Here is a 22,027-nt window from a genome sequence, read left to right as displayed (position 1 = left end):
CTCACAGGGCACGCACTGCCGGGAACCTGTCCCGGAGGCGCCGGAAGCGGGCGTTGCCAGTCTTTCACCTTAGGCTGGAAGGGTGATAGACAGCCCCGAAGAAGTCAGCGATGACACCGTAGATGAAGCCGCCGCACCGTTGCACCAGGTGGGTGTGGGCCCCTGGGAGGGGCCGTTGCCGGAAGGGGATCACTGGGACCCGGAACTGCTGGCCAACGGGGACGCCCGCAACGTGGTTGACGAATACCGTTACTGGAAGCATGACGCGATTGTGGCGGACCTGGACACCCGGCGGCATCCGTTCCACGTTGCCATCGAGAACTGGCAGCATGACTTCAACATCGGCACCGTGGTGCGCACCGCCAATGCCTTCATGGCCAAGGAAGTGCATATCATCGGACGACGCCGGTGGAACCGCCGCGGCGCCATGGTCACCGACCGTTACCAGCACATCCGCAACCACCCCACCGTTGAGGACTTTGTGCAGTGGGCCCGCAGCGAAGGCCTGCACATCATCGGGATCGACAACTTTCCGGACTCCGTGCCGCTGGAAACCTATGAACTTCCGGAGAACTGCGTGCTGGTCTTCGGGCAGGAGGGCCCCGGCCTAAGCCCGGAAGTCCACGCCGCAGCGGATGCCACCCTGTCCATTGCCCAGTTCGGCTCCACCCGTTCCATCAACGCCGGCTCCGCTGCGGCCATCGCCATGCATGGCTGGATCCGCCGGCACGTCTTCGGCCAGAAGGTGGGCTAAGGACGGGCGCCGGAAGCCGCCGTCGTAATCGGCGGCGGCACCTGATGTCTCGGGGACACTTGTGGCTAGGATGTAAGGAGCCAACGAGGGCTGAAGGCCCTGCCGTATCGACCTTGGAGTCAGCATGCCTATTGCAACCCCGGAGATTTATGCCGAGATGATTGACCGAGCCAAGGCAGGGGGCTTCGCGTATCCGGCAGTAAATGTCACCTCCTCGCAGACGCTCAACGCTGCGCTCGCAGGTTTCGCCGAAGCAGGTTCGGACGGCATTGTGCAGGTGTCCACCGGCGGTGCAGCCTACTGGTCCGGCGCCACCGTGAAGAACATGGTCGCCGGTTCCCTCGCGTTTGCGGCTTACGCCAAGGAAGTGGCCAAGAGCTACAACGTGAACATTGCGCTGCACACCGACCACTGCCCCAAGGACAAGCTGGACGACTTTGTCCTGCCGCTGCTGGCCGCCTCCGAAGCCGCCGTCAAGCGCGGCGAGGATCCGATCTTCAACTCGCACATGTGGGACGGCTCGGCCGAAACCCTGGAAGACAACCTGCGCATCGCGCAGGAGCTGCTGGCCCGCACGGCCGCCGCCAAGATCATCCTCGAGGTCGAGATCGGCACCGTGGGCGGTGAAGAGGACGGCGTGGAAAATGCCATCAATGACAAGCTCTACACCACGGTCCAGGACGGCATGGCCACCATCGAAGCCCTCGGCGACGGCAGCAAGGGCCGCTACATCACTGCCCTGACCTTCGGCAACGTGCACGGCGTGTACAAGCCCGGCGGCGTAAAGCTGCGCCCGGAAATCCTCAAGGAAATCCAGGACTCCGTGGGTGGATCCATCGGCAAGGACCGGCCGTTCGACCTGGTCTTCCACGGCGGCTCGGGTTCCTCCGCCCAGGAGATCGCCGACGCCGTCTCCTACGGCGTCGTGAAGATGAACATCGACACCGACACCCAGTACGCCTACACGCGTCCGGTGGCGGACCACATGCTGCGCAACTACGACGGTGTGCTGAAGGTGGACGGAGAAGTGGGCAACAAGAAGCAGTACGATCCGCGCGTCTGGGGTGCAGCCGCTGAAAAGGGCATGGCCGCCCGCGTGGTGGAAGCAGCACAGAACCTTGGATCGGCAGGTAAGGCACTCTAATGTCAGACGAATTCCGCAAGAACCTCCTCGGCCCCGACGCCACCTACCTGCCGGAGGAGACCGACGTCGTCGCCCGTCTGGAGGCCGGCGACGAACCGGTGGATCTCGCCGCGAAGTTCCCCACCTCCTCGCAGGTGTGGGCCGCGCTCGCGGACGAGGCATTCGAAGAGGGCCGCAACGTCGAGTCCTACGCGTACGCCCGGGTGGGTTACCACCGGGGACTGGATTCCCTGCGCCGTGCCGGCTGGCGCGGCATCGGCCCCATCCCGTGGTCGCACGTGCCCAACCGCGGTTTCCTGCGCTCGCTGTACGCGCTCGGCCGCGCTGCCGCGGCGATCGGCGAGACCGAGGAAGTGGACCGGATCCGGAAGTTCCTCGACGATTCCGATCCGCAGGCCAAGGCAGCCATCGAAGGGCTGTAGGCTCCCGGCTTCACCACAACGACGGCGGTCCCCGGTTTTGCTGGGGGCCGCCGTTTTGGTGCCCGTTGCTTTTTGGTCCTGCCGGTTGCCCCTTCACCGGCCGGGCCTCCCGGTATTCGGGCGCAAACGCCTACGCTGGAAAGCCGCTCGAAAGGTGGCGCTCGAAAGGGACAGCGCATGGAAAAGTTCGACCTGAAACGGTCCTATCCGGAACTGTATGCGCCCGGCGGCCGCGACTTCACGCTGGTGGATGTGCCGATCATGCATTATCTGGCCGTGGACGGGCACGGTGACCCCAATACTTCCCCTGAATACACCCGGGCGCTCGAGTGCCTGTATCCGGTGGCGTATTCGCTGAAGTTCGCCTCCAAGGATGAGTTGGAGGCGGACTTCACGGTCGGCCCGCTGGAAGGTCTGTGGCGCGCGGAGGATCCGGAGGCCTTTGTCCGCCGCGACAAAAGCTCCTGGGACTGGACCATGCTGATTGCCCAGCCGGAGTGGATCACCCCGGAAATGGTGGACGCAGCTGTTGCCTCCGTTGAGGCTAAAAAGAAGCTTCCCGGCCTGGAACAGGTGCGGCTGCAGACACTTACGGAGGGCCTGGCTGCGCAGATCCTGTTCGTTGGGCCGTACGACGCCGAGGGGCCGGTCCTGGCCCGCCTGCACGACTCCTGGATGCCCGAACGTCACCTGACCTTCAACGGCGACCACCACGAGGTGTACCTCAGCGACCCGCGGCGGGCGGCTCCGGAGAAGCTGCGGACGGTGCTGCGCCAACCGGTGCGCAGCACCGCACCGTGATCTAGAGCGGCTTTTCCGCTGGCTTTCGGCGTCTCCTAATTAATCCCCTAATAATGGAGCGCGTACTCACCACCAAGGCGAAGCCACCCCCGGCCAAAAACAGGACTGCCGCCACGGTCATCCAGTCGTACTCGTCACGCCATTCTTCGACAACAGCTTCGGAAGGGTCAGCCGGGTTGTAGAACAGGGTTACCTCTTGGTCCTCAAGTCCCTCGGTTGGTGAATTCCGCACCGTATGGGTGATTGCGACCTCGTCCCCAGCGGAGGGCGAATAAATGATCGACGCGACGGTCTCGTCGGACCCGTACCGTGCTGTTCCGTGCCGTTCCACGTAAGTGCGCGTGACAACGCCCTGAGCGTGCACGCCCTCTGCAAGAAGGCGCCTGTCGTCCCTGACGCCGGCAATGTCCCAGTGGAGGGAAATACCACCGAGTGCCAGACAGATCAGAGCGGCTAAAAACGTCGATGCCTCATGCGGGTCACTCTTGCTCTTATCTTTGGACCTTGATTGGGTGCCGCCGGAACGCATAGTTGGTTTACCCATTGTTTCCCCCTGAAACTCTGCGCCACCGTGCCGGTTCCACGAACGGAGCCGCTGTTACTCCAAGACCCTAGTGCAGCAGCAGGCTGGCATCAGGGGACCATCGCGGCGTACACCACGTAATTGTCATCAAAGTGTCCGGTCTTCGGGTCATAGCCGTCGCAGGTAATCATGCGAAGTTCCGGACCGGCGGTATTTCCGTACACCTTGGACGTGGGGAATTCGTCCTTGGGATACTGCTCGCCGCCGCGCACTGTGAAGACCGCTGTGCTGCCGTCCTCCCGGACCACCTCAATGCGGTCACCGGGGGAGAGCCGGCGGAGGCCGGCGAAAATCCCGGGACCGCCTCCCTCAGCATTGACATGCCCCAGCAGCACGGCCGGACCCGTCTCGCCCGGTGTGGGGGAGTGCTCGTACCAGCCCGCAGGCGAACCCGGTTTGCCCGAAGGGACCTGCAATGCGCCGTCGGCGTCCAGGCCCAGGCGGATCAGTCTGGACGTCGCCCCGATCGAGGGAATGCGCAGCATCGCCGGTGCGGATTCCGGCATTCCCATGGGCTGGGCGTTCGGTGCCGCGGAAGGCGCGGCCGGCAGCGACGGCGACGGTACCGGTACGGCCGTTACGGGGCTGTCTGGTGTCGGGCTGGTTGGTACGGGGACTGTTGGTGCAGGGACACCTGGGGTAGGAGAGTTCTGTGCCGAGGAGCTTGGGATGGGGGAATCCGGAATGGAGGCAGCGGGAACGGGAGTCGGGACGAACGCTGTTGCCGACGGAGTGCCGCCAATGCTGATCGGCCCGGCGCTGCTGACCCCCGCGAGGAGGAGAAGCGCGGCCGCCGCAGCCGCACCAAGGCTTCTGCGGCGGCCGCCCGGAGTGTTCCTCATGTCGATCCGCTCACCGGAATCCGCTTATTCCTGGCCGGCGAGACGCCGCCGAACCACGAAGGTGCCGCCTGCTGCCGCCGCTAGCACCAGTCCGCCGCCAAGGGCCAAGACTCCTGCGTTGGACTCCTCCGGCTCCTGCGGAATGCCGGTGTTGGCGCCGCCCGAGGGCACCCTGCCTACCTGCGCGGGCATCTGTTCCACATAAGACGGAATCCAGGTCCCGTTGCTGTCCATATGTCCCTGCGGCTGGGGCATGGGCCGGGAGGAGTCCTCACATCCGATGCCGTCCATGTCATTGTCCAGCCAGGCCCCGTAACGGGGATGGGTGGAGGGGATGTTGTAAGCGTCGTCCGCGGCTGCCTCGGTGCAGTTCGCGTACGGCATGGGCTGAGGATCCGGAGGTACCGGCGGCTGCGCGGCCAGCGCCGGTGTTGCCGAAAGGAGCCCGAATCCGGTGATGGCCGTCAATGTGAGGCCAGCTGTCGTCTTTTTCATGTGATTCCCTGCTTCCTGAGTAAAGGAGGGCATCCAGGTGGTGGATGACTCTGAAAGCGTAGGTATCCGGGTAATCGCACCGCTTCCCCCGGGTAGGAAATTGGGTACGGCAGAGCCGAAATAGTTCGCCGGGGCAAAGGTTGCTCTCACGCAACAGCTTCGTCGGACTGATTCGGACTGATTCGGACTCATACGGGCTGGGATGGCACCGGATGGTGTCGAATCCCGTCAAATTCCTGCGCTTTGTCCTAATCCCTGCAGTTTGTGTCAATCCCCTCGCTGCGCGGCGCAGGGATCCCGACAAAGCGCGGGGATCCGGACAGACCGCGGGGATCCCGCGCAGGGATCCGGACAAAGCGCGGGGATCCCGCGCAGGGATCCGGACAAAGCGCAGGGATCCGGACAGACCGCGGGGATCCAGACAAAGCGCAGGGGCCTATCTAGTCAAACTGGAGGAATCCGGCGGGCTGGTCCGGCGTATCTCGCCACAAGACGGCAGGAGCCCCGGCAAACCTGCTCAGGGCTGGATGGTTGTGGTGACGGCGACAATCTGCGGGGCAGCCGGAACGGAACTGAATCCGAATTTCACCGGCGGCTCGACCGGGCGCAACCCGCCCAGATCGGAACCGTCCCACGCTGCTGTCGCACCTGTCAGCGTGCGGATGGACCGGACGCCGTAGAACTCGCGCCGCCCGGCACCGGCAGATCCAGCGGTCCGCACGCCCGGGACCAGCAGTCCGGCCACAGGATTAACCAGCCTCAACCACCACGGAGCCACGGCCAGCGGCCCCGGCACGTGTTCCAATACCCGGCCCAGGAAGGTCACCGGCCCCAGCACCGCCTCCAACCGCAGCGGTCCAGCGGCCACCCGGAGCGTCTCCGGGGAAAGGACTGCGTCCACGGGTGCCACCACGGTCCGGTCGAAACTGTAGGTTTCACCGATATACCGGGCCGCCGCGTCGGACGGGGCCAGCAGCGTCCGTACACCGGCGTCGTCCTCAGCCATCACATCGGTGAAGGCGCCCAGCGGGGAATCGAGCCAGTGCCCAACCACGAGCCTCGTGCCGGAGGCAGTTCCCAGCCCTGCAATGTAACCGCGGAATCGGTCCATCCGGCCACGCTACCTGCGAAGCGCCGCAGATGGATGCCCCTGCAGCGCATTCTCGAGTGAGGAACAGCATGATCGGCTAAACTTGGCAGGTAAGAGCCCCGCAACTTGCGCCGAGGTACGCCGTGAGGCAGGACGCGCCAAGTTCAGGGGCGTTCTCATGCACGGTAGCGGATCTGCAACCTCGCAGCTCTGCCCCGTAACTAATGGGGGAGGATCCCATGCCAGCTATAGTCATCGTCGGCGCCCAGTGGGGCGACGAAGGTAAAGGTAAGGCCACCGATCTGCTCGGCGGGCGCGTCGACTACGTCGTCAAGCCCAACGGCGGAAACAATGCCGGCCACACCGTCGTCGTCGGCGGTGAAAAATACGAACTTAAGCTGCTGCCCGCAGGCATCCTCAGCCCCAACGCCATTCCCGTGATCGGCAACGGCTGCGTGGTGAACCTTGAGGCACTCTTCGCCGAGATCGACGGCCTCGAATCCCGCGGTGCAGATACGTCCAAGCTCCGGATTTCCGCCAACGCGCACTTGGTGGCCCCGTTCCACCAGGTAATGGACAAGGTCACCGAGCGCTTCCTGGGCAAGCGTGCCATCGGCACCACCGGACGCGGCATCGGCCCGGCCTACATGGACAAGGTGGCCCGGCTCGGTATCCGCGTGCAGGACATCTTTGACGAGTCCATCCTGCGCCAGAAGGTCGAAGGCTCCCTGAAGCAGAAGAACCAGCTGCTGCTGAAGGTCTACAACCGCCGCGACATCGACGCCGAAGAAGTGGTCCAGTACTTCCTCTCCTATGCGGACCGGCTGCGCCCCATGGTCATCGACTCCACCTACGAGCTGAACTCCGCCCTGGACGAGGGCAAGGTCATCCTCATGGAGGGCGGCCAGGCCACCTTCCTGGACGTGGACCACGGCACTTACCCGTTCGTCACGTCCTCCAACCCGACCGCGGGCGGCGCATCCGTGGGCTCGGGCATCGGCCCCACCCGGATCACCCGCTCCGTGGGCATCATCAAGGCCTACACCACCCGCGTCGGTGCCGGTCCGTTCCCCACCGAACTGTTTGATGACATGGGCCTGTACCTGCAGAAGACCGGCGGCGAGTTCGGCGTGAACACCGGCCGTCCGCGCCGCTGCGGCTGGTACGACGCCGTCCTGGCCCGCCACGCGTCCCGCGTCAACGGTTTCACGGACTACTTCGTGACCAAGCTGGACGTGCTGACCGGCATCGAGAAGATCCCGGTCTGCGTGGCCTACGACGTCGACGGCGTCCGGTTCGACGAGATGCCGATGACGCAGACCGACTTCCACCACGCCAAGCCGATCTTCGAGTACTTCGACGGCTGGACCGAGGACATCACCGGGGCCAAGAGCCTCGAGGACCTGCCGGACAACGCCCGGAACTACGTGCTGGCGCTGGAAAAGATGTCCGGCACGCGCTTCTCCGCCATCGGCGTGGGCCCGGACCGCGACCAGACCATCGTGGTGCGGGACCTCATCAACGAGTAGCTTTTCCCGCGGTCAGGGACGGTGCCGGCGACGGCATCGTCCCTGACGCGTTTAACGTCCCGGGAGCCCGGCGTAACACCTGCAGGACAGGTGCGGGGAACCCCTGCGGGGTGAATTAGGATTTTTCCCATGGGGGGAATCAGCGAAGAACTTGTCAGCAGTCTGCAGCGCGCCGTCGAGGCCAACCCGCAGGAAACCACGCTCCGGCTGCACCTGGCCGAGCTGCTGCTGCAGGCGGGCCGGGCCGTGGAAGCACTCGGACAGATCAACGCGGCACTTGGCCAGGAGCCGGGTAACGCTGCCGCGCTGGCACTGTTAGGCAGGACGGCAGCTGCCCTGAACCCGGGCACTCCGCCCGCCCCCGGGCCGGATCCCGCCCCCGGGCCGGATCCCGCGGCCGCCCCGGGAGAAGCACGGGAGCCGGAGCCGGAGCGGGAGCCGGAGTCGGAGCCGGAAGCGGAAAACAACGACGACGGCGACCGCGGTTTCGACTGGGCTGCGGCAGAGTCTGACCTCGGGGCGGAGCTCCCGCCGCCCTTCGTCGAAACACGGAACGGAGATCCGGGCACGCCGGCGGCCCCGCCGCTGGAACCGTCGGCCCCGGCGGTGACCCTCGCCGACGTCGGCGGACTGCGTGACGTGAAGCAACGGCTGCACGAATCCTTCCTTCAGCCGATGAAACACGCGGAAATAGCCAAGGCATTCGGCAAGTCGCTGCGCGGTGGCCTGCTGCTGTATGGACCTCCGGGGTGCGGCAAGACCTTCCTGGCCCGGGCCGTCGCCGGGGAACTCGGCGCCTCGTTCATCAACGTCACGATGACGGATGTGCTGGATGCCTATGTGGGCGGCACGGAGCGGAACCTGCACGAGGTCTTCACCGAGGCCCGTCGCCGGTCCCCGGCCGTGCTGTTCCTCGACGAGGTGGACGCGCTGGGTATGCGGCGCAGCAGCCTGACCGGCGGTTCCGCCTGGCTGCGGCAGATGGTCAACCAGATGCTGCTCGAAATGGACTCCACCTCCGGGGAAAACGACGGCCTCTACATCCTCGCTGCGACGAACCACCCGTGGGACCTGGACGACGCATTGCTGCGCCCCGGACGCCTGGACCGGATGGTCCTGGTCAGCCCGCCGGACCCGGAGGCCCGGGATGCCATCCTGCGCTACCACCTATCCAACCGGCCGATCGCCGGCATCGACATCCCCGCCATTGTCCACCGCACCGAAGGCTTTTCGGGGGCCGATCTGGAGCACATCTGCGTCACTGCTGCCGAAAAGGCCATGACCGTGTCGATCGCGGACGGAGAGCTGCGGCCCATCGGGATGGACCACATTGAAGATGCGCTGGCGGAGGTCAACGCGTCCACCCGGACGTGGCTGGAACAGTCCCGCAACGTTGTCCGGTTCGCCAACCGGGACGGCCGCTACAACGACCTCGCCGACTACCTGCGCTCTCGGAAGATGCTGTGAGCACAGTGCTGCACCGGGAGGCCATCCGCGCGCGGGTCGAGGTGCTGGCCTCTTCCGGCCGGAAAGCCGATGCCCTGGCCCTGCTGCAGGAGCAGGCTCCCCACCATCTGGACGAACCGTGGCTCCACGCGGATCTGGCCCAGCTGTACGTCAGCCTGGAACGCTACGCGGAGGGCGAGCAGGCCGCCCGCCAAAGTCTGTCCCTTGACCCGGAGGGGCGGGAGGCACTGCTCCTGCTCGCCATTGCCCAGCAGGAGCTGGAACGTTCGGCGGAAGCCAGGGATGCGGCCGCGACCGCCGTCGCGCTCTACCCCGACGACGCCGTCGCGCACCGGATTGCCGCGGCCGTCTATGTAGGCTCCGACGACGAGGCGGACCGGAAGCAGGGCTGGGCGCACATCCAGCGCGCATTGGAACTGAATCCGCACGATCCCGAGCAGTACGTGGTTGCCGTTTATGCCAATACAGCGGTCAGCGGTCCCGTCGCGCTGAGTCGGCGGTTCCTGGAAGAGGGGCTCTCGCTCGATCCCGGAAACCGCCAGCTGATCCTGGCCAGCGCAGCCCTCCAGGAATCCCCGGCCGGGATCGACCCCGCCGCCCTGGTGTCGTCGCTCCTGGCGGTCAATCCGCAGGACCGGGAAGCCCTCGACTCTCTGCGCGGTGAGTTCTTCCGGCGGCTCACCAGCCTCGCTTTTATCCCGTGGCTGCAGGTTCTGGTGTTCGGTTTCCTGGCCACGTCCCTGGCCAATCAGGGAAACACCGCCTTCGTGGCCCTGGTCCTGGTGGTCCTGTTCGGGGCGGTGGCTTTTGTGCAGCGGCTGCGGCACGGACATCGCTACGCGCTTGGCCTGGACGGTGTCCGTATTGATGACAAACGGGGGATGGGGGGAGCAACGGCGGCACTGGCAGCTCTGGCCGGCGCCGGCTTTGCATCCCGCTGGCTGACGCCGGATGCCGCAGCGTGCGCCGTCCTCGCCCTGGTCCTGGCGGGTGTGCTGCTGGCTGTTGCCGGCGTCCAGTTGCTGCTGCATCTGCGGCGTTTTCCGCCCGGATACGCTGTTGACCTCCTCCGTGGGAACCGGCGTGCGGGAGGCGGAGCGGCTGCCGCCTTCGCGGCCTTCGCTGCCGCCACCGCCGGCACCCTGTGGACTGCGGGGGACGGCAGCGGTGCGGCCGGAGGGTTCCTGTTGCTGGCCGCGGTCATTATGGCGGCTGCCGCCGTCCATCTGCTGGAAGGAGCCGAGCGGGAAACGGTGCCGAAATGGCGAGCCGACGGTTTCGAGGACTACCGGGAATGGCGGATCAAGATAGGCCTCCGTCCGTTCTGGTACCTGGTTGTCGGCATTGTCCTGGGTTTCCTCGCGCTGCCCTCCGATCCGCTCGGCGCCAACCCGCTGACCGGCGTGATGGCGGTTGCCGCCGGCGGGTTCGTCCTGGTCCGCGGCGTCTACACGACCGCCCTGCTGCTTGCCACCCCGGACGAGCACCGCGAGGCGGGTCAGCGCCTGGCCATCCGTGCCGAAGGCGCAGGGACCCGGGTCCTGATTCCCGGGAACGTGGTTGTTACCGCCGTGCTGCTGGTTCCCCTGGCCTTGGTGGGCCTCGGAGCGGGGATGCTGTTCACCGGGTCCGGTCCCTCCGTCTGGGTGGACTCCGTCGATCTGCCGCAGGCACCGGACTTTCTCCGCGGCGGGGACACCCCGGAAATCCCGGATGTCCCGGGGCTCACGCCCGAACCGGCCCCCACCTGGCGTGTCCCGGGCCCTCAAGACCACTGACCGGCCCCGGCTACCAGCGGTTGCGGGCCTCCTCGATCCAGCCGCCCAGCCCGTCCAGGGAATACTCCGTGCCGTCCGGGGTGCGCGCGGTTCCGGTCCAGGTGCCGAAAGCCTGCCAGGTCCGGGCACTGATCACGACGGCGTTGGTCGCCGCGGTGCGGCGGTGGAAGGGGGTCAGGGTGGCATCGATCCACGGTCCGTGCACCCGCCAGGCCGACGCCGGATCGGCGAGATCGTACGCAAACTCCAGTTCGCCGTCGTAGTGGTGCAGCCGCCCGTCCACTATCAGGGCGTTCTCCGTAGCCGGCGTGCCGGCGGTCCACTTCCCTCCGATCTGCAGGCCCAGCCGGGTGCCGTCCACCGTGCCCGAGCCCACGCCCCAGTTCCAGCGCTGCGAGTACGGCCAGCGCCCGCGGCCGCGGTCCAGCACCGCAAAGGAATCCGCTCCGCCTACCGGATACGTCCGTCCGTCCACGGTGACGGTGCCGGAAACCCGGCGGGCCACGTCCTTGAGGGTGTACTGGTAACGGCTCGCTGACCACGGCACCACCACCCCGAGGACGTCTCCGTCCGCTTCAGCGAACAGGTCCGCCGAGATCCGGGAAGACGAGGCCTGCAGGCGGGTGCCGCCGTCGGCGTCGTGGAAACGCAGGCCGGCACCGCCGAAGGCTCCAAACGCTGTCAGCGGCGGCAGCGTATCCGGCAGGGAGACGTCCGCGTAGGAGGGCAGGATCTTCAGCGGATCCAGGCTGGTCTCCTTGCCCGTGCCGCGTTCGAACACGTACAGCTGCAGGGTGGAGGCGTAGTCCAGGTGGGCAATGGTCAGGCCGACGGCAAGCTCGGGGGTAAGGATGCCCCAGTACTCCCAGCGCTTGGTCCGCCACCCGCCCTTGGCGCCCGAGGGAACCACGGGACGGTGCAGGGCGCTGCGGGCAAAGCCCACGGCTGCCGGATTCAGCACCCCGGCAGCTGAGCCGAGGTTAACGGGGGCGGTGATTTCATCCATGCGGCCCAAGTCTAGGGGAGCGCAAGGCGGGCGCCTTGCCGCCGCCTCGGTCTATCGGTTGCCGGCGCGCCGCCGGGTTGCATCCAGAATGTCCTGGAGGGTCCACATTGCTGCTTCGAAGTGTTGCTCTCCCGCGTATGTTCCCCACAGGTGTTCCAATTCACGGACTTTGTCTGAAGCTTCGCTGAGCATCTGCAGGCCCCGCGGGGTTGGCAGGATCAGTTTTGCCCGTGCGTCAGCGGGGTCGGGAACGCGCATCAGGTATCCCAGAGTCTGCAGCTCATTCACCAGTTCCGATGTGGCGGCGAGGCTGAGCTGTGCCCTTGCGGCGAGGGCCGTCAGACGGATGCCCTTCGTGCCGATATTGCCGGTGATCTGCAGGTGGGCGGGGCGGAGATCCCCGTATCCGCGCAGGTCTGCCTCTTCCAGCAGCTCACGCCGGAATTCGGCCAGGAGCCGGACCAGGAGCTGGCCGACGGGGAGCCGCCTCCGAGCGGAATTTTCGGTAGCGGAATCTCTTGACGGCGGCAGTGACATGGTGGAGAGTCTATGCCATAAGCTTCGGAATCCGAAGCATTCTAAGGGTTCATCTTAGGAGGCGTCATGGATACGAAAACAACGTCGACCGTGGTCCCTACAGCCGTAGGACCCCTCAGAATCCGCCGGATCGGCGCGGGTCCACCGACGTTCCTTTGGCACAGCATGTTCGTTGATTCGGAGACTTTTGCCTCCGTCACGCAGGAGCTCGGGCGCGGGCGTGAGCTCTTCCTGGTGGACGGTCCAGGGCATGGAGACAGTCCAGGCCCCCGACGGCTCTATTCATTGCAGGACTGCGCGGCAGCGGCGGTGCAGGTGATGGACGCCCTTCAGGTTGCCGCCCCGGTTGATTGGGTGGGTAACGCGTGGGGCGGACACATGGGCATACTCCTGGCAGATACCTCTCCGGCCCGCATCAGGACCTTGGTGACCATCGGAACGCCGGCCTATCCGCTGTCCGGGGCCGATCGCCGGAAGACCGCACTCCTGGTCCCGCTGTACCGGATTGTGGGCCCGCGGCCACTCAGCAAAGTTGTGGTGGACGCGCTGGTTGGGCAGGGAGCCGCCAAGAGCGCGCCTTCTGCTGCATCCGTTGTTGCCGCCGCCTTTCAACGCGGCGACAGGCAGGGAAAATACTGGGCCATGCGCTCGCTGATGCTCCGCCGTCCGGATCTTCGCCCGGTCCTGCCGCGGCTGCAGGTGCCAACCCTGATGATGTCCGGCCGGGATGATCCCATGAACGACGTCGGTGAGGCGGAACGGGCGGCCCGTTCCATGCCTGCCGGTCGGTTCGTTCCTGTGACGGGCGGTGGACACGTCGCGCCGCTGCTCGTGGCTCCGGATGAGGTCACCCGGACCATCCTGGAGTTCTGGACCGCTCAGGACGGCGGATAGCCTCCGGGCTTGGTGCGGCCGCTGCACTGGCCCAGTCACCGATCTGCCGCTTCACGGAGGATCCTGCAGAACAACGCTGACCTGCTCTAGGCTGGGGACAAGCGAGCCCGAAACGAAGGTGGTCGAAAGTGTTAGTCAGCGTCGGTCAGTTCAGCCCCTCCGGCGAGGTCCGGGAGAACCTGGACACCATGCGTTCCCTGGCCGGCAAGGCCCGCGCCGAGGGCTCCGAGCTGATCATTTTCCCCGAAGAATCCATGTTCAGCATCGGCAAGGTGGAAGGATCGCTGGCCGCCGCCGTCGACGCCTCCTGGACCACCTTCGTCTCCCAGCTGTCCCTGCTCGCCGCCGAGCTGGAAATCGCGGTGATCGCCGGCGGCTACGAGTCCAGCGGCGAGGAACGGCCGTTCAACACCTTGGTCCTCATCGATGCGACCGGACGGATTGTGGACACGTACCGCAAGCTTCACCTCTACGACGCGTTTTCCTACGCCGAATCGACCCGGATCAAACCGGGCGACGGCGGCGTGAAGGTTATGCAGGTAGGGGACCTCCGGGTGGGGGTCATGACCTGCTATGACCTGCGCTTCCCGGAACTGGCACGGGCGCTCGCCGACCTCGACGCGGATTTGCTGGCTGTGCCGGCGGCCTGGTTCAAGGGTGAGCACAAGATCGACCACTGGGAAACCCTGCTCAAGGCGCGTGCCATTGAAAACACACTGTGGGTTGCCGCGGCGGGAACCTCCAGCCGGCATACCGTGGGCCACTCCGCCATTTTGGACCCCATGGGAGTGCCGCAGGCCGCGCTGGAGGACGAGCGTGAGGCCGTAGTGACGGCGGACGTCACCCGCCAGCGGATCGACGACGTACGGCAGTTCCTGCCGGTGTTGAGGAACCGCCGCTTTGCCGGAAATGCGCGGATTGTGGAGGCGCACTAGGTCTGGGCGGCCCTGCCGAAAAATTTTCCCATGAGCTGCGTAACCTTTTCGTACCCGTCCGCGATTACCTGTTTGTAACGGCCGCGCCGAGGCTTATCCCCCCAACGAGCATCGGTGCGGCCGTTGCACGCATGTCTACGGCAGTGGACGCGGTAGCATTTGGACCACTCCCGCTTCCCAGGAAAGTGAATCCGCCGTGCCTGCACCGCTTACTGAGCAAACGCTCCGTGATGCGCGTGCCCGAAAACCGGCGGCTTTGCGGGAAATCTACGACGACTTCGCGCCCGGCATTCTCGGCTACCTCCGCTCCAAGGGGTGCGATGACCCCGAAGCGCTCACGCAGGAAGTCTTCCTGACGCTGTTCTCCAAACTGGACACGCTTAAGGGAGGGCTCCGCGGGGCCCGTACCTTCGCTTTCTCCGTTGCCCACGCCCGTATGGTGGACGACGTCCGACGGCGCGAGCGCGAGCCGGTAATGGCCGTGTTCGATCCGGAGCTGGACCGCCGTGAGGCCGAATCCGCGGAAGAAAGCGTGCTCGGCGCCGTGGCGGGAGCCGAGCACCTGCTGGAAGGGCTCACGCAGCAGCAACAGGAAGTCCTGCTGCTGCGCGTGGTGGCCGATCTTTCCATTGAAGAATCGGCGAAGATCATGGGGCGCAGTGCCGGTGCGGTCAAGCAGCTCCAGCGCCGCGCGCTGGGTGTACTCAAGAACCAACTCGAACGGAAGGAGGTACCGGACAATGAACGAGCATCCTGAAGGGCAGGACAAGCTCTATGTCCGCGGCCTCCTGGGGGAAGCCGGCGTCGAGGAGTCTCCCGAACTGGTTGAACAGCTGCTCGCCCTGCGCATGCAGTCCCGTGTTCCTGCGCCGGAACCCGACGAAGAGCTGGCTGCCCTTTTCGCCGGCAACCCCGTGCCGCTTCGCCCCAGGGTTCGGCGCGGCCGCGGCATCATCCTCGGCGCTGCCCTGATCGGGGCCATGGGCGTCGGTGCCGGCGGCGTCGCGGCCAACCCTGACTTTCTGATTCGAGCGGATCCGAGGCCCGAAGTCACCTTCACTCCGGAAGCGCCCACGCTGCAACGGTCCGAGCCCGCTGCCCCGGAGGCGGTTCCGGATCCGCTGCCCGCTGCCGCCGTTCCGGCGGCGGAGCCCGCGCCGACTGCGGCAGCCGTCCCTGTACCCGCACCCGTCCCAGAGCCCGAGCCGGAGCCGGAGCAGGCACCGGCTCCGGCTATCCTCCCTGCCCCGGGTGTGAAGCCGGGCAACCCTCCCCTTCCGGTCATCGGGGGCGGCCACGGGATTGTTCCGGACCCGCCTCGCGGCGATGACCTTCATGAGGGTGCCAACGCCGGCGGCCGGGCCGCCAACGGAGCGGGAGCGAATCTGGCCGGTGACCGTGAATCTTCGCGCCAGGACTCGCGCTCGGGTTCGCGCGAGGACTCGGACGCAGGGTCGGATAAAGACAAAGGCCGGGGCAACGGCGGGGCCGGCTCCCCCGGCCGCGGTTCGCCCCACCGGGACCGGTAGGGCCCGGCCGCGCAAAACCCCGCTGCCCGGCTGCTAAGCCGTCAGCTGCCGCTTGGAGGAGATCACCCCGGTGTTAAAGCCGGCCAGGTTCAGGCCGCCGTGGAAGCGGGCATGCTCGATCTTCACGCAGCGGTCCATCACCACGCTCAGTCCTGACGCTTCGGCCTGCCGGGCAACCTCTTCATGCCACGACCCCAGCTGGAGCCAGAGGGTCCCGGCCCCTGCAGCTTTCGTCTCCGCCAGCACCGCCGGCAGGTCCTCGTGCCGGCGGAACACGTCCACGATGTCCGGGGCCTCGGGCAGGTCCGCCAGCGAGGCATACACCGGTCGGCCCAAGATCTCCTTCGCCGTCGGGTTCACGAAATACACCCGGTACCGCGAGGAAGAGAGCAGATACGTGGCGACGAAGTAGGACGCACGCGAGGGCTTGTCCGAGGCCCCGACAATCGCGATCGACTCGGCCGAGCGCAGCAGCGCAAGCCGCTCCGGCGCCGTCGGGCCGGTCCAGGTGCGTTGCCGGGCAGTGGTGTCAGCGGACATGGGCAATCTCCTCCTCAACAGACGGAACGGTGGTGGGCGCAGCCCCGGTGGCCGCCGTCAGCGCGGAATCCAGGTCCCAGAGAATGTCATCCAGGTCCTCCAGACCCACCGAAATGCGGATCAGGTCCTCGGGAACGCCGGCGCTGATGAGCTGGTCGGGCGACAGCTGCTGGTGCGTGGTGGACCCCGGATGGATCACCAGCGTGCAGGAGTCACCCACGTTGGCCAGGTGGGAGGCAAGCTGCAGGGACTCGATGAAGGTCTGCCCCGCCGCCCGTCCGCCCCGGACCCCGAAGCTGAAGACCGAGCCGGGCCCCTTGGGCAGGTATTTCCGCGCCCGCCCATAATGCGGATGCGACGGCAGTCCGGCGTAGCTGACCCAGGACACCCGCGGATCCGCTTCGAGCCATTCGGCCACCGCCTGTGCGTTGCGAAGGTGTTCGTCCATGCGCTGGGCCAGCGTCTCCACCCCCTGCAGCAGCGCAAACGCCGACGTTGCACTCAGCGCGGGGCCGATGTCACGCAGCTGCTCGGAGCGCAGCTTGGTCAGGAACCCGTATTCGCCGAAGTTCCCCCACCAGGAGATGCTGCCGTAGCTGGGTACCGGTTCGGTCATGGCCGGGAACTTTCCGTTGCCCCAGTCGAACCGGCCGCTTTCGACGACGACGCCGCCGAGGGTGGTGCCGTGTCCGCCCAGGAACTTCGTGGCGGAATGGATAACGATGTCCGCGCCGTGCGCGAACGGCTGGACCAGATACGGGGTGCTCAAGGTGGCGTCCAGGATCAGCGGCACACCGGCGTCGTGAGCCACCCGGGCCAACGCCTCGATATCGGTGACTTCACCGCTGGGATTGGCGACGACCTCGGCGTACACGGCCTTGGTGTTCTCCCGCACCGCCGCGGCATAGTCCGCCGGATCGGTGCCCGGGACAAACGTGGTGTCGATCCCGAACCGGCGCAGGGTCACGTCCAGCTGCGTGAGCGTGCCGCCGTAAAGCTGGGCGGACGCCACGATGTGGTCCCCGGCGGAGCAGAGGGCGGCGAAGGTGATGAATTCGGCGGACATGCCCGACGCCGTCGCCACCGCTCCGATGCCTCCCTCCAGGGCGGCAATGCGCTCTTCGAACGCGGCGACGGTTGGGTTGCCGATCCGCGAGTAGATATTGCCGTACTTCTGCAGGGAGAACAGATTGGCGGCGTCGGCGGTGTCCTTGAAGACGAAGGACGTCGACTGGTAGATGGGGACGGCGCGGGCGCCGTGCAGGGCGTCGGGGGTGCCGCCGGCGTGCAGGGCACGCGTGCGGAAACCGAACTGATGTTCACTCATGGGCAGAGTGGTCCTTCCTCGGGTGATGCCGGGCGGATCGGGGAGCTTCCCGTTGTGGTTTGGTGCCGGTGTGGGCTTAGGTTGCAGGTAGGGGCGCGTGCGCCGCGGGCACTCAGGAGGTCGGAGTGGACGAATACGTGATTGTTGTCGAGACGGGCTACAAGATGGCCTCGGCCGCGCACCGGGTGACCTTCACCGAACCGATGGGCAGGCGGGAGGCCACCGGGGTGTTCCTCGACCTGATCGAGGGTCGGCGCGAGGACCTGCTGCCGTCCCGGACGGACAGCTACATCCTTGAGGTTTCGCCCACCGAATTCCTGCAGGTCCACCAGGCCATGGGCGGAGCCGTGGTGCTGGACCGAGTCACGCTGACGCGCAGACACTAGCCCTCCCGCCGGCGCCGGAGTTCGGCGGAGATCTGCGTGATGCAGGGTTCGTTCTGGAGGCTGCTGGTATCGCCCAGCGGGATCCCCTCGAACAGCTGGGCCAGTAGGCGGCGGAGGATCTTCCCGGACCGGGTCTTGGGCACGTCGCGGACAACAACGACGGCGGCGGGCCGGGCGATTGGTCCGATCTCCCGGCCCACGTGCGCCCGGAGGTCCTCGGCGGCCCGGTCCGGGTCCGCGCCCGCCGCAAGCACCACAAACGCGACGACAGCATGTCCGGTGCGGGGATCGGCGACCGCGCAGACACCGGCTTCCACCACCCAGGGATGAGAGACCAGTGCCGATTCGATTTCTATGGTGGACAGCCGGTGCCCGGACACGTTCAACACGTCGTCCACCCGGCCCAGGATCCAGGTGTCGCCGTCGCCGTCGTACCGCGCGCCGTCACCGGCCAGGAACCAGCCCTGCTGTGCGTACTGCCGCCAATAGGAGTCGAGGTAGCGCCGCGGGTCGCCCCAGACCGTGCGGGCCATGGCCGGGCCTGGCCGGTCCACCACTATGTAGCCCTGGATGTCCGGCGGCACCCGGTTGCCGTCCGCGTCCACGATCCGGGTGCCGACGCCGGGCAGCGCCCGGGCCGCGCAGCCGGGCTTGAACACGGTGTCAGTAGGCCGCGGGGAGAGGATGGCTGCACCCGTTTCGGACTGCCACCAGGTATCGAGCACCGGCACCTGGTCCCGTCCGAGCTCGCGGCGGAGCCAGCGCCAGGCCTCCGGATTAACGGCCTCCCCCACGGTGCCGAGCAGGCGGATGGAGGAGAGGTCATAGACGTCCGGGATGCCGTCCGGGAACCAGCCCATCAGGGACCGCACCAGGGTGGGGGCGGTGTAGTAGCTGGTCACGCCGTAGCGTTCGATGATCTCCAGATGCCGGCCCGGATGCGGGGTGTCCGGGGTGCCTTCGAAGATCACCTGCGTGGCACCGTTCGCGAGCGGTCCGTAGATCTCATAGGTGTGGGCGGTGACCCAGGCCAGATCGGCGGTGCACCAGTGCACGTCCGCGCTCCGCTGTGCGGGGTCGGGATGGCTGAAGAGGTACGCGTAGCTCTCCGCCGCCTGGGTCAGGTAGCCGCCGGTGGTGTGGACCAGGCCCTTCGGCCGGCCGGTGGTGCCGGAGGTGTACATGATGAACAGCGGCGCCTCCGCGTCGAACGCGGCGGGGGTATGCACGTCCGACGCCGTCTCCACCGTTTCGTGCCACCACAAGTCACGGCCGTCCACCCAGGTGACCGGGGAGCCCGTGCGGCGGACCACCAGCACGTGTTCAACGGTGTCCGCCCCGGCGACGGCGGTATCCGCGTTGGCCTTGACCGGCACGGCCTTGCCGCGGCGGTACTGGCCGTCCGTGGTGACCAGCAGCTTGGCGCCGGTGTCCCGGACGCGGAACTTCAGCGCTTCGGCGGAGAACCCGCCGAACACCAGCGAGTGCACGGCACCGATCCGGGCGCAGGCCAGGGTGATCACGATGGTTTCCACCAGCACGGGCAGATAGATCACCACCCGGTCGCCGGCCCCGATGCCCAGGTCCTGCAGGGCGTTCGCGGCACGGCTGACCTCGCGGAGCAGCTCGTTGTAGGTGAGGGTGCGCCGGTCGCCGGGCTCGCCTTCGAAATGCAGGGCCACCCGGTTCCCGCGGCCGGCCGCCACATGCCGGTCCACGCAGTTCACCGCCGCGTTCAACCGGCCGCCGGCGAACCATTCGATGGCGGGAACGGTGTACTCGGCGTCGGCCTCCGGGATGTCCGGTCCGCTGAGCCGCTGGGGTTTTTCAAAGGTGTGGGCCGTGTGCCACGGCGTTTCCCACTCGAGGCGGCGGGCAGCGGATTCCCAGAACGCAATGCGTTCGCTTTCCGTGGCCGGCTCCGGCAGTGTGGCGGGGACTGCGGTCAGGCCCATTTCTTCACCGCCCATTTCTCCGCGATGCCCAGCAGGGCATCGGTGGCCTTGCCGAAGACGGCGAGCGTGATGATGGCCAGGAACATCCGGTCCGTCCGGCCGTTGTTCTGCGAATCCATCAGCAGGAACCCCAACCCCATCGAGGACGCAATCAGTTCGGCCGCGACCAGGAACAGCCAGGACTGGGCCAGCGCGAGCCGCAGGCCGGAGCAGACCGCCGGCACCACGGCCGGCAGCTGGACGGTGGTCAGCAGCTTCACCCCGCGCAGTCCGAAGGCCCGGGCCGCCTCCACCAGGTTCCGGTCCACATGGCGCAGGGCCAGGGCAACCGTGGTGAAAACGGGGAAAAACGCGCCGATGGTGATCAGCGTGATTTTGGAGTCCTCACCGATCTTCATCCACAGGATCAACAGGGGCACCCAGGCCAGGGACGGCACCGCCCGCAGGGCTCCGATCACCGGGCCCAGCAGGGCATCGGCCAACCGGGACAGGCCGAGCAGTGCGCCCAGGACCAGCCCCAGCGCCGAGCCGATGGCGAAACCGGTGAGCACCCGCTGGGTGGAGATCGCGATATGGGTGCCGAGCTGGCCGCGCTGCACCAGATCCGCTGCGGCGTTGTACACCGCTCCGGGGGAGGGCAGCTGCACTGCGCTGAAGACTCCGGCAGTGGAGGTGAGCTGCCAGGCGGCGAGCAGCAACACGGGGACGAGAAGTCCTAAGCCGAGCCGTGCAAGCCGCTGATCCAGCCACCCGCCGGCTCTCCCGGCGGGTGCCTTCAAGGTGCCGCGGGCCGGCGTCCCGCCGGTCCGGGTTGCAGCGGCGGAAGATGCCGGGGCGCTCATGAGGACGCTCCGAGGGCATCCGGATCCGCGTTCTGCACATAGGAGTCGTCCAGAAGGCTGTCCAGGGCGTCGTCGACCTGCTCCTGGCTGGCCACGTCGCCGGTCTCCACCAGCGTGGGGCCGATCTTCGCCAGGACACTGCGCTGGGCCTCGCCGGGTGCCGGGTCAACGTCCAGGTTGCTGCGCTCCAGAATCACCGTTTTGGCGACTGCGGGGTCCAGTCCGGCCACATCGGCCAGGATCTGCGCGGTTTCGTCCGGGTTTTCCGCGGCCCAGGCACGGGCCTTTTCATAGGCGTTGACCACGGCCTGCGCCTGCTCGGGGTCCTCCGCCAGGAAGGATTCGTTGGCGGCCAGGAGCCCGTAGGTATTGAAGTCCAGGTTGCGGTACGCCAGCCGGGCGCCGTTCTGCTCGGCGTCGGCCATGATCGGATCCAGCCCGGCCCATGCATCGACGGCCCCGTTGTCCAGCGCAGCCCGGCCGTCAGCGTGCTGCAGCTGCTCCACGGTGACATCCGAGAGGCTCAGGCCCGCCTCCTCCAACGCCTGGACCAGGAAGAAGTACGGGTCTGTACCCTTTGTTGCGGCTACGGACCTGCCCGCCAGATCCGCCACCGAGGTGATGTCGGAGTCGGCGCCGACCACCAGGGCGGCCCATTCCGGCTGGGAGAACACATCGATGGCCTTGATCGGGGAACCGTTGGCCCGGTTCAGCAGAGCCGCCGAGCCCGCGGTGGAACCCACATCGATGGCACCGGAGCGGAGGTTCTCATTGGCCTTGTTGGAGCCGGCGGACTGGACCCATTCCACCGTGACTCCCTCCTCGGCCAGGGAGTCCTCCAGCCAGCCCTGGTCCTTGATGATCAGGCTCAGCGGGTTGTAGGTAGCGAAATCGAGGGTCAGGGTGCCGCCGTCGGCGTCTTGGACGGCGGACGCACCGGTGGAGTCTTCTCCGGCGACGCACCCGGTGAGGGCAAGGGCGGCGACGGCGGTGGCTGCGGCGAGCGTGCGGGCGGTGCGGTTCTGGAGTGGAGAACGGCTGTTCATGGGAATCGATTCCTTAGGGAGGCGAGGCCTGCGCCGGGTACGCGAAAGCGTCCGGCTGCGGCCGTAAGCGGGTAACACGGGATAGCTCCGCCCCGGAAAGGGGCAGGAGCGGGCCGGGAGAGCTC

The 22,027-nt window shown here is 66.9% G+C and carries 23 protein-coding genes; 12 read left to right on the top strand and 11 right to left on the bottom strand.

The genetic code is table 11. The features are described 5' to 3' along the window. Positions 1-85 precede the first annotated feature (85 nt). From NNX38_RS00235 to NNX38_RS00220, 4 genes are all read left to right on the top strand, one after another. Complete coding sequence (locus NNX38_RS00235) at positions 86-754, top strand: RNA methyltransferase (RefSeq protein WP_227920975.1); 669 nt, start codon at positions 86-88, stop codon at positions 752-754. A 124-nt stretch (positions 755-878) separates the two neighbouring features. After that, positions 879-1,898: a class II fructose-bisphosphate aldolase gene (gene fbaA / locus NNX38_RS00230; protein ID WP_255796190.1), complete on the top strand. Its 1,020-nt coding sequence runs from the start codon at positions 879-881 to the stop codon at positions 1,896-1,898. Continuing rightward, the gene (locus NNX38_RS00225) at positions 1,898-2,320 is read left to right on the top strand and encodes a DUF3151 domain-containing protein (protein ID WP_229951454.1); all 423 of its coding nucleotides are present in this window, start codon (positions 1,898-1,900) and stop codon (positions 2,318-2,320) included. Before fbaA ends, NNX38_RS00225 begins: the two co-directional genes overlap by 1 nt. A gap of 177 nt (positions 2,321-2,497) precedes the next feature. Beyond that, positions 2,498-3,121 (top strand): GyrI-like domain-containing protein, encoded by a 624-nt coding sequence (locus tag NNX38_RS00220; RefSeq protein ID WP_255796189.1) that lies wholly within the window; start codon positions 2,498-2,500, stop codon positions 3,119-3,121. Position 3,122: 1 nt separating this feature from the next. On the opposite strand, the gene NNX38_RS00215 is transcribed toward NNX38_RS00220, so the two are convergent. From NNX38_RS00215 to NNX38_RS00200, 4 genes are all read right to left on the bottom strand, one after another. Next, positions 3,123-3,665, bottom strand: a complete 543-nt coding sequence (locus tag NNX38_RS00215; RefSeq protein ID WP_255796188.1) for a DUF3592 domain-containing protein — start codon at positions 3,663-3,665, stop codon at positions 3,123-3,125. A gap of 89 nt (positions 3,666-3,754) precedes the next feature. Continuing rightward, the gene (locus NNX38_RS00210) at positions 3,755-4,216 is read right to left on the bottom strand and encodes a class F sortase (protein ID WP_255796187.1); all 462 of its coding nucleotides are present in this window, start codon (positions 4,214-4,216) and stop codon (positions 3,755-3,757) included. Positions 4,217-4,570: 354 nt separating this feature from the next. Continuing rightward, positions 4,571-5,041, bottom strand: a complete 471-nt coding sequence (locus NNX38_RS00205; protein ID WP_255796186.1) for an excalibur calcium-binding domain-containing protein — start codon at positions 5,039-5,041, stop codon at positions 4,571-4,573. Positions 5,042-5,558: 517 nt separating this feature from the next. Next, a complete protein-coding gene (locus NNX38_RS00200; RefSeq protein ID WP_255796185.1) occupies positions 5,559-6,152 on the bottom strand; it encodes a hypothetical protein in 594 nt (197 codons plus the stop codon). A gap of 218 nt (positions 6,153-6,370) precedes the next feature. Here NNX38_RS00200 and NNX38_RS00195 point away from each other — a divergent pair, with 218 nt between their 5' ends. From NNX38_RS00195 to NNX38_RS00185, 3 genes are all read left to right on the top strand, one after another. Then, a complete protein-coding gene (locus NNX38_RS00195; RefSeq protein WP_229951460.1) occupies positions 6,371-7,660 on the top strand; it encodes an adenylosuccinate synthase in 1,290 nt (429 codons plus the stop codon). 129 nt (positions 7,661-7,789) lie between these two features. Then, positions 7,790-9,127, top strand: coding sequence for a 26S protease regulatory subunit (locus NNX38_RS00190; protein WP_255796184.1), 1,338 nt, complete (start codon positions 7,790-7,792; stop codon positions 9,125-9,127). After that, positions 9,124-10,905: a hypothetical protein gene (locus NNX38_RS00185; RefSeq protein ID WP_255796183.1), complete on the top strand. Its 1,782-nt coding sequence runs from the start codon at positions 9,124-9,126 to the stop codon at positions 10,903-10,905. The genes NNX38_RS00190 and NNX38_RS00185 overlap by 4 nt, the downstream gene beginning before the upstream one ends. 10 nt (positions 10,906-10,915) lie before the next feature. Here the strand turns inward: NNX38_RS00185 and NNX38_RS00180 are convergent, their stop codons facing one another. Together NNX38_RS00180 and NNX38_RS00175 are read right to left on the bottom strand one after the other, a co-directional pair. Continuing rightward, positions 10,916-11,911: a DUF2804 domain-containing protein gene (locus tag NNX38_RS00180; RefSeq protein ID WP_255796182.1), complete on the bottom strand. Its 996-nt coding sequence runs from the start codon at positions 11,909-11,911 to the stop codon at positions 10,916-10,918. A gap of 51 nt (positions 11,912-11,962) precedes the next feature. Continuing rightward, the gene (locus NNX38_RS00175) at positions 11,963-12,448 is read right to left on the bottom strand and encodes a MarR family winged helix-turn-helix transcriptional regulator (protein ID WP_255796181.1); all 486 of its coding nucleotides are present in this window, start codon (positions 12,446-12,448) and stop codon (positions 11,963-11,965) included. Positions 12,449-12,613: 165 nt separating this feature from the next. Here NNX38_RS00175 and NNX38_RS00170 point away from each other — a divergent pair, with 165 nt between their 5' ends. The 4 genes from NNX38_RS00170 (at position 12,614) to NNX38_RS00155 (ending at position 15,806) form a co-directional block, all read left to right on the top strand. Beyond that, complete coding sequence (locus NNX38_RS00170; protein WP_255796180.1) at positions 12,614-13,342, top strand: alpha/beta fold hydrolase; 729 nt, start codon at positions 12,614-12,616, stop codon at positions 13,340-13,342. Between the two features lie 128 nt (positions 13,343-13,470). Continuing rightward, on the top strand, positions 13,471-14,277 hold the full coding sequence (locus NNX38_RS00165; protein WP_255796179.1) for a carbon-nitrogen hydrolase family protein: 807 nt from the start codon (positions 13,471-13,473) through the stop codon (positions 14,275-14,277). Between the two features lie 196 nt (positions 14,278-14,473). Further along, positions 14,474-15,034, top strand: a complete 561-nt coding sequence (locus NNX38_RS00160) for an RNA polymerase sigma factor (RefSeq protein ID WP_255796178.1) — start codon at positions 14,474-14,476, stop codon at positions 15,032-15,034. Then, the gene (locus NNX38_RS00155; RefSeq protein ID WP_255796177.1) at positions 15,018-15,806 is read left to right on the top strand and encodes a hypothetical protein; all 789 of its coding nucleotides are present in this window, start codon (positions 15,018-15,020) and stop codon (positions 15,804-15,806) included. Before NNX38_RS00160 ends, NNX38_RS00155 begins: the two co-directional genes overlap by 17 nt. A 33-nt stretch (positions 15,807-15,839) precedes the next feature. Here NNX38_RS00155 and NNX38_RS00150 read toward each other — a convergent pair whose 3' ends face one another. Then, entirely contained in the window at positions 15,840-16,346 is a 507-nt protein-coding gene (locus NNX38_RS00150; protein WP_255796176.1) for a CoA-binding protein, read from the bottom strand. Continuing rightward, positions 16,336-17,673, bottom strand: a complete 1,338-nt coding sequence (locus NNX38_RS00145; protein WP_255796175.1) for an O-acetylhomoserine aminocarboxypropyltransferase/cysteine synthase family protein — start codon at positions 17,671-17,673, stop codon at positions 16,336-16,338. Before NNX38_RS00145 ends, NNX38_RS00150 begins: the two co-directional genes overlap by 11 nt. Positions 17,674-17,798: 125 nt before the next feature. Here NNX38_RS00145 and NNX38_RS00140 point away from each other — a divergent pair, with 125 nt between their 5' ends. Then, entirely contained in the window at positions 17,799-18,059 is a 261-nt protein-coding gene (locus NNX38_RS00140) for a hypothetical protein (protein ID WP_255796174.1), read from the top strand. On the opposite strand, the gene acs is transcribed toward NNX38_RS00140, so the two are convergent. The 3 genes from acs to NNX38_RS00125 are packed head-to-tail and all read right to left on the bottom strand — an operon-like array spanning position 18,056 to position 21,902. Beyond that, positions 18,056-20,029, bottom strand: a complete 1,974-nt coding sequence (gene acs, locus NNX38_RS00135; protein WP_255796173.1) for an acetate--CoA ligase — start codon at positions 20,027-20,029, stop codon at positions 18,056-18,058. The genes NNX38_RS00140 and acs overlap by 4 nt on opposite strands. Continuing rightward, positions 20,005-20,856 carry an ABC transporter permease gene (locus NNX38_RS00130; RefSeq protein ID WP_255796170.1) on the bottom strand — a complete coding sequence of 284 codons (852 nt, stop codon included), beginning with the start codon at positions 20,854-20,856 and terminating at the stop codon, positions 20,005-20,007. Before NNX38_RS00130 ends, acs begins: the two co-directional genes overlap by 25 nt. Beyond that, positions 20,853-21,902 (bottom strand): aliphatic sulfonate ABC transporter substrate-binding protein, encoded by a 1,050-nt coding sequence (locus NNX38_RS00125; RefSeq protein WP_255796169.1) that lies wholly within the window; start codon positions 21,900-21,902, stop codon positions 20,853-20,855. The genes NNX38_RS00130 and NNX38_RS00125 overlap by 4 nt, the downstream gene beginning before the upstream one ends. Positions 21,903-22,027: the final 125 nt, after the last annotated feature.

The organism is Arthrobacter sp. zg-Y238, assembly GCF_024385525.1.
GTDB classification, from domain to species: Bacteria; Actinomycetota; Actinomycetes; order Actinomycetales; family Micrococcaceae; genus Arthrobacter_B; species Arthrobacter_B jinronghuae.
The sequence above is the reverse complement of the archived record's forward strand: the minus strand, read 5'-3'. Positions and strand labels throughout refer to the sequence as shown.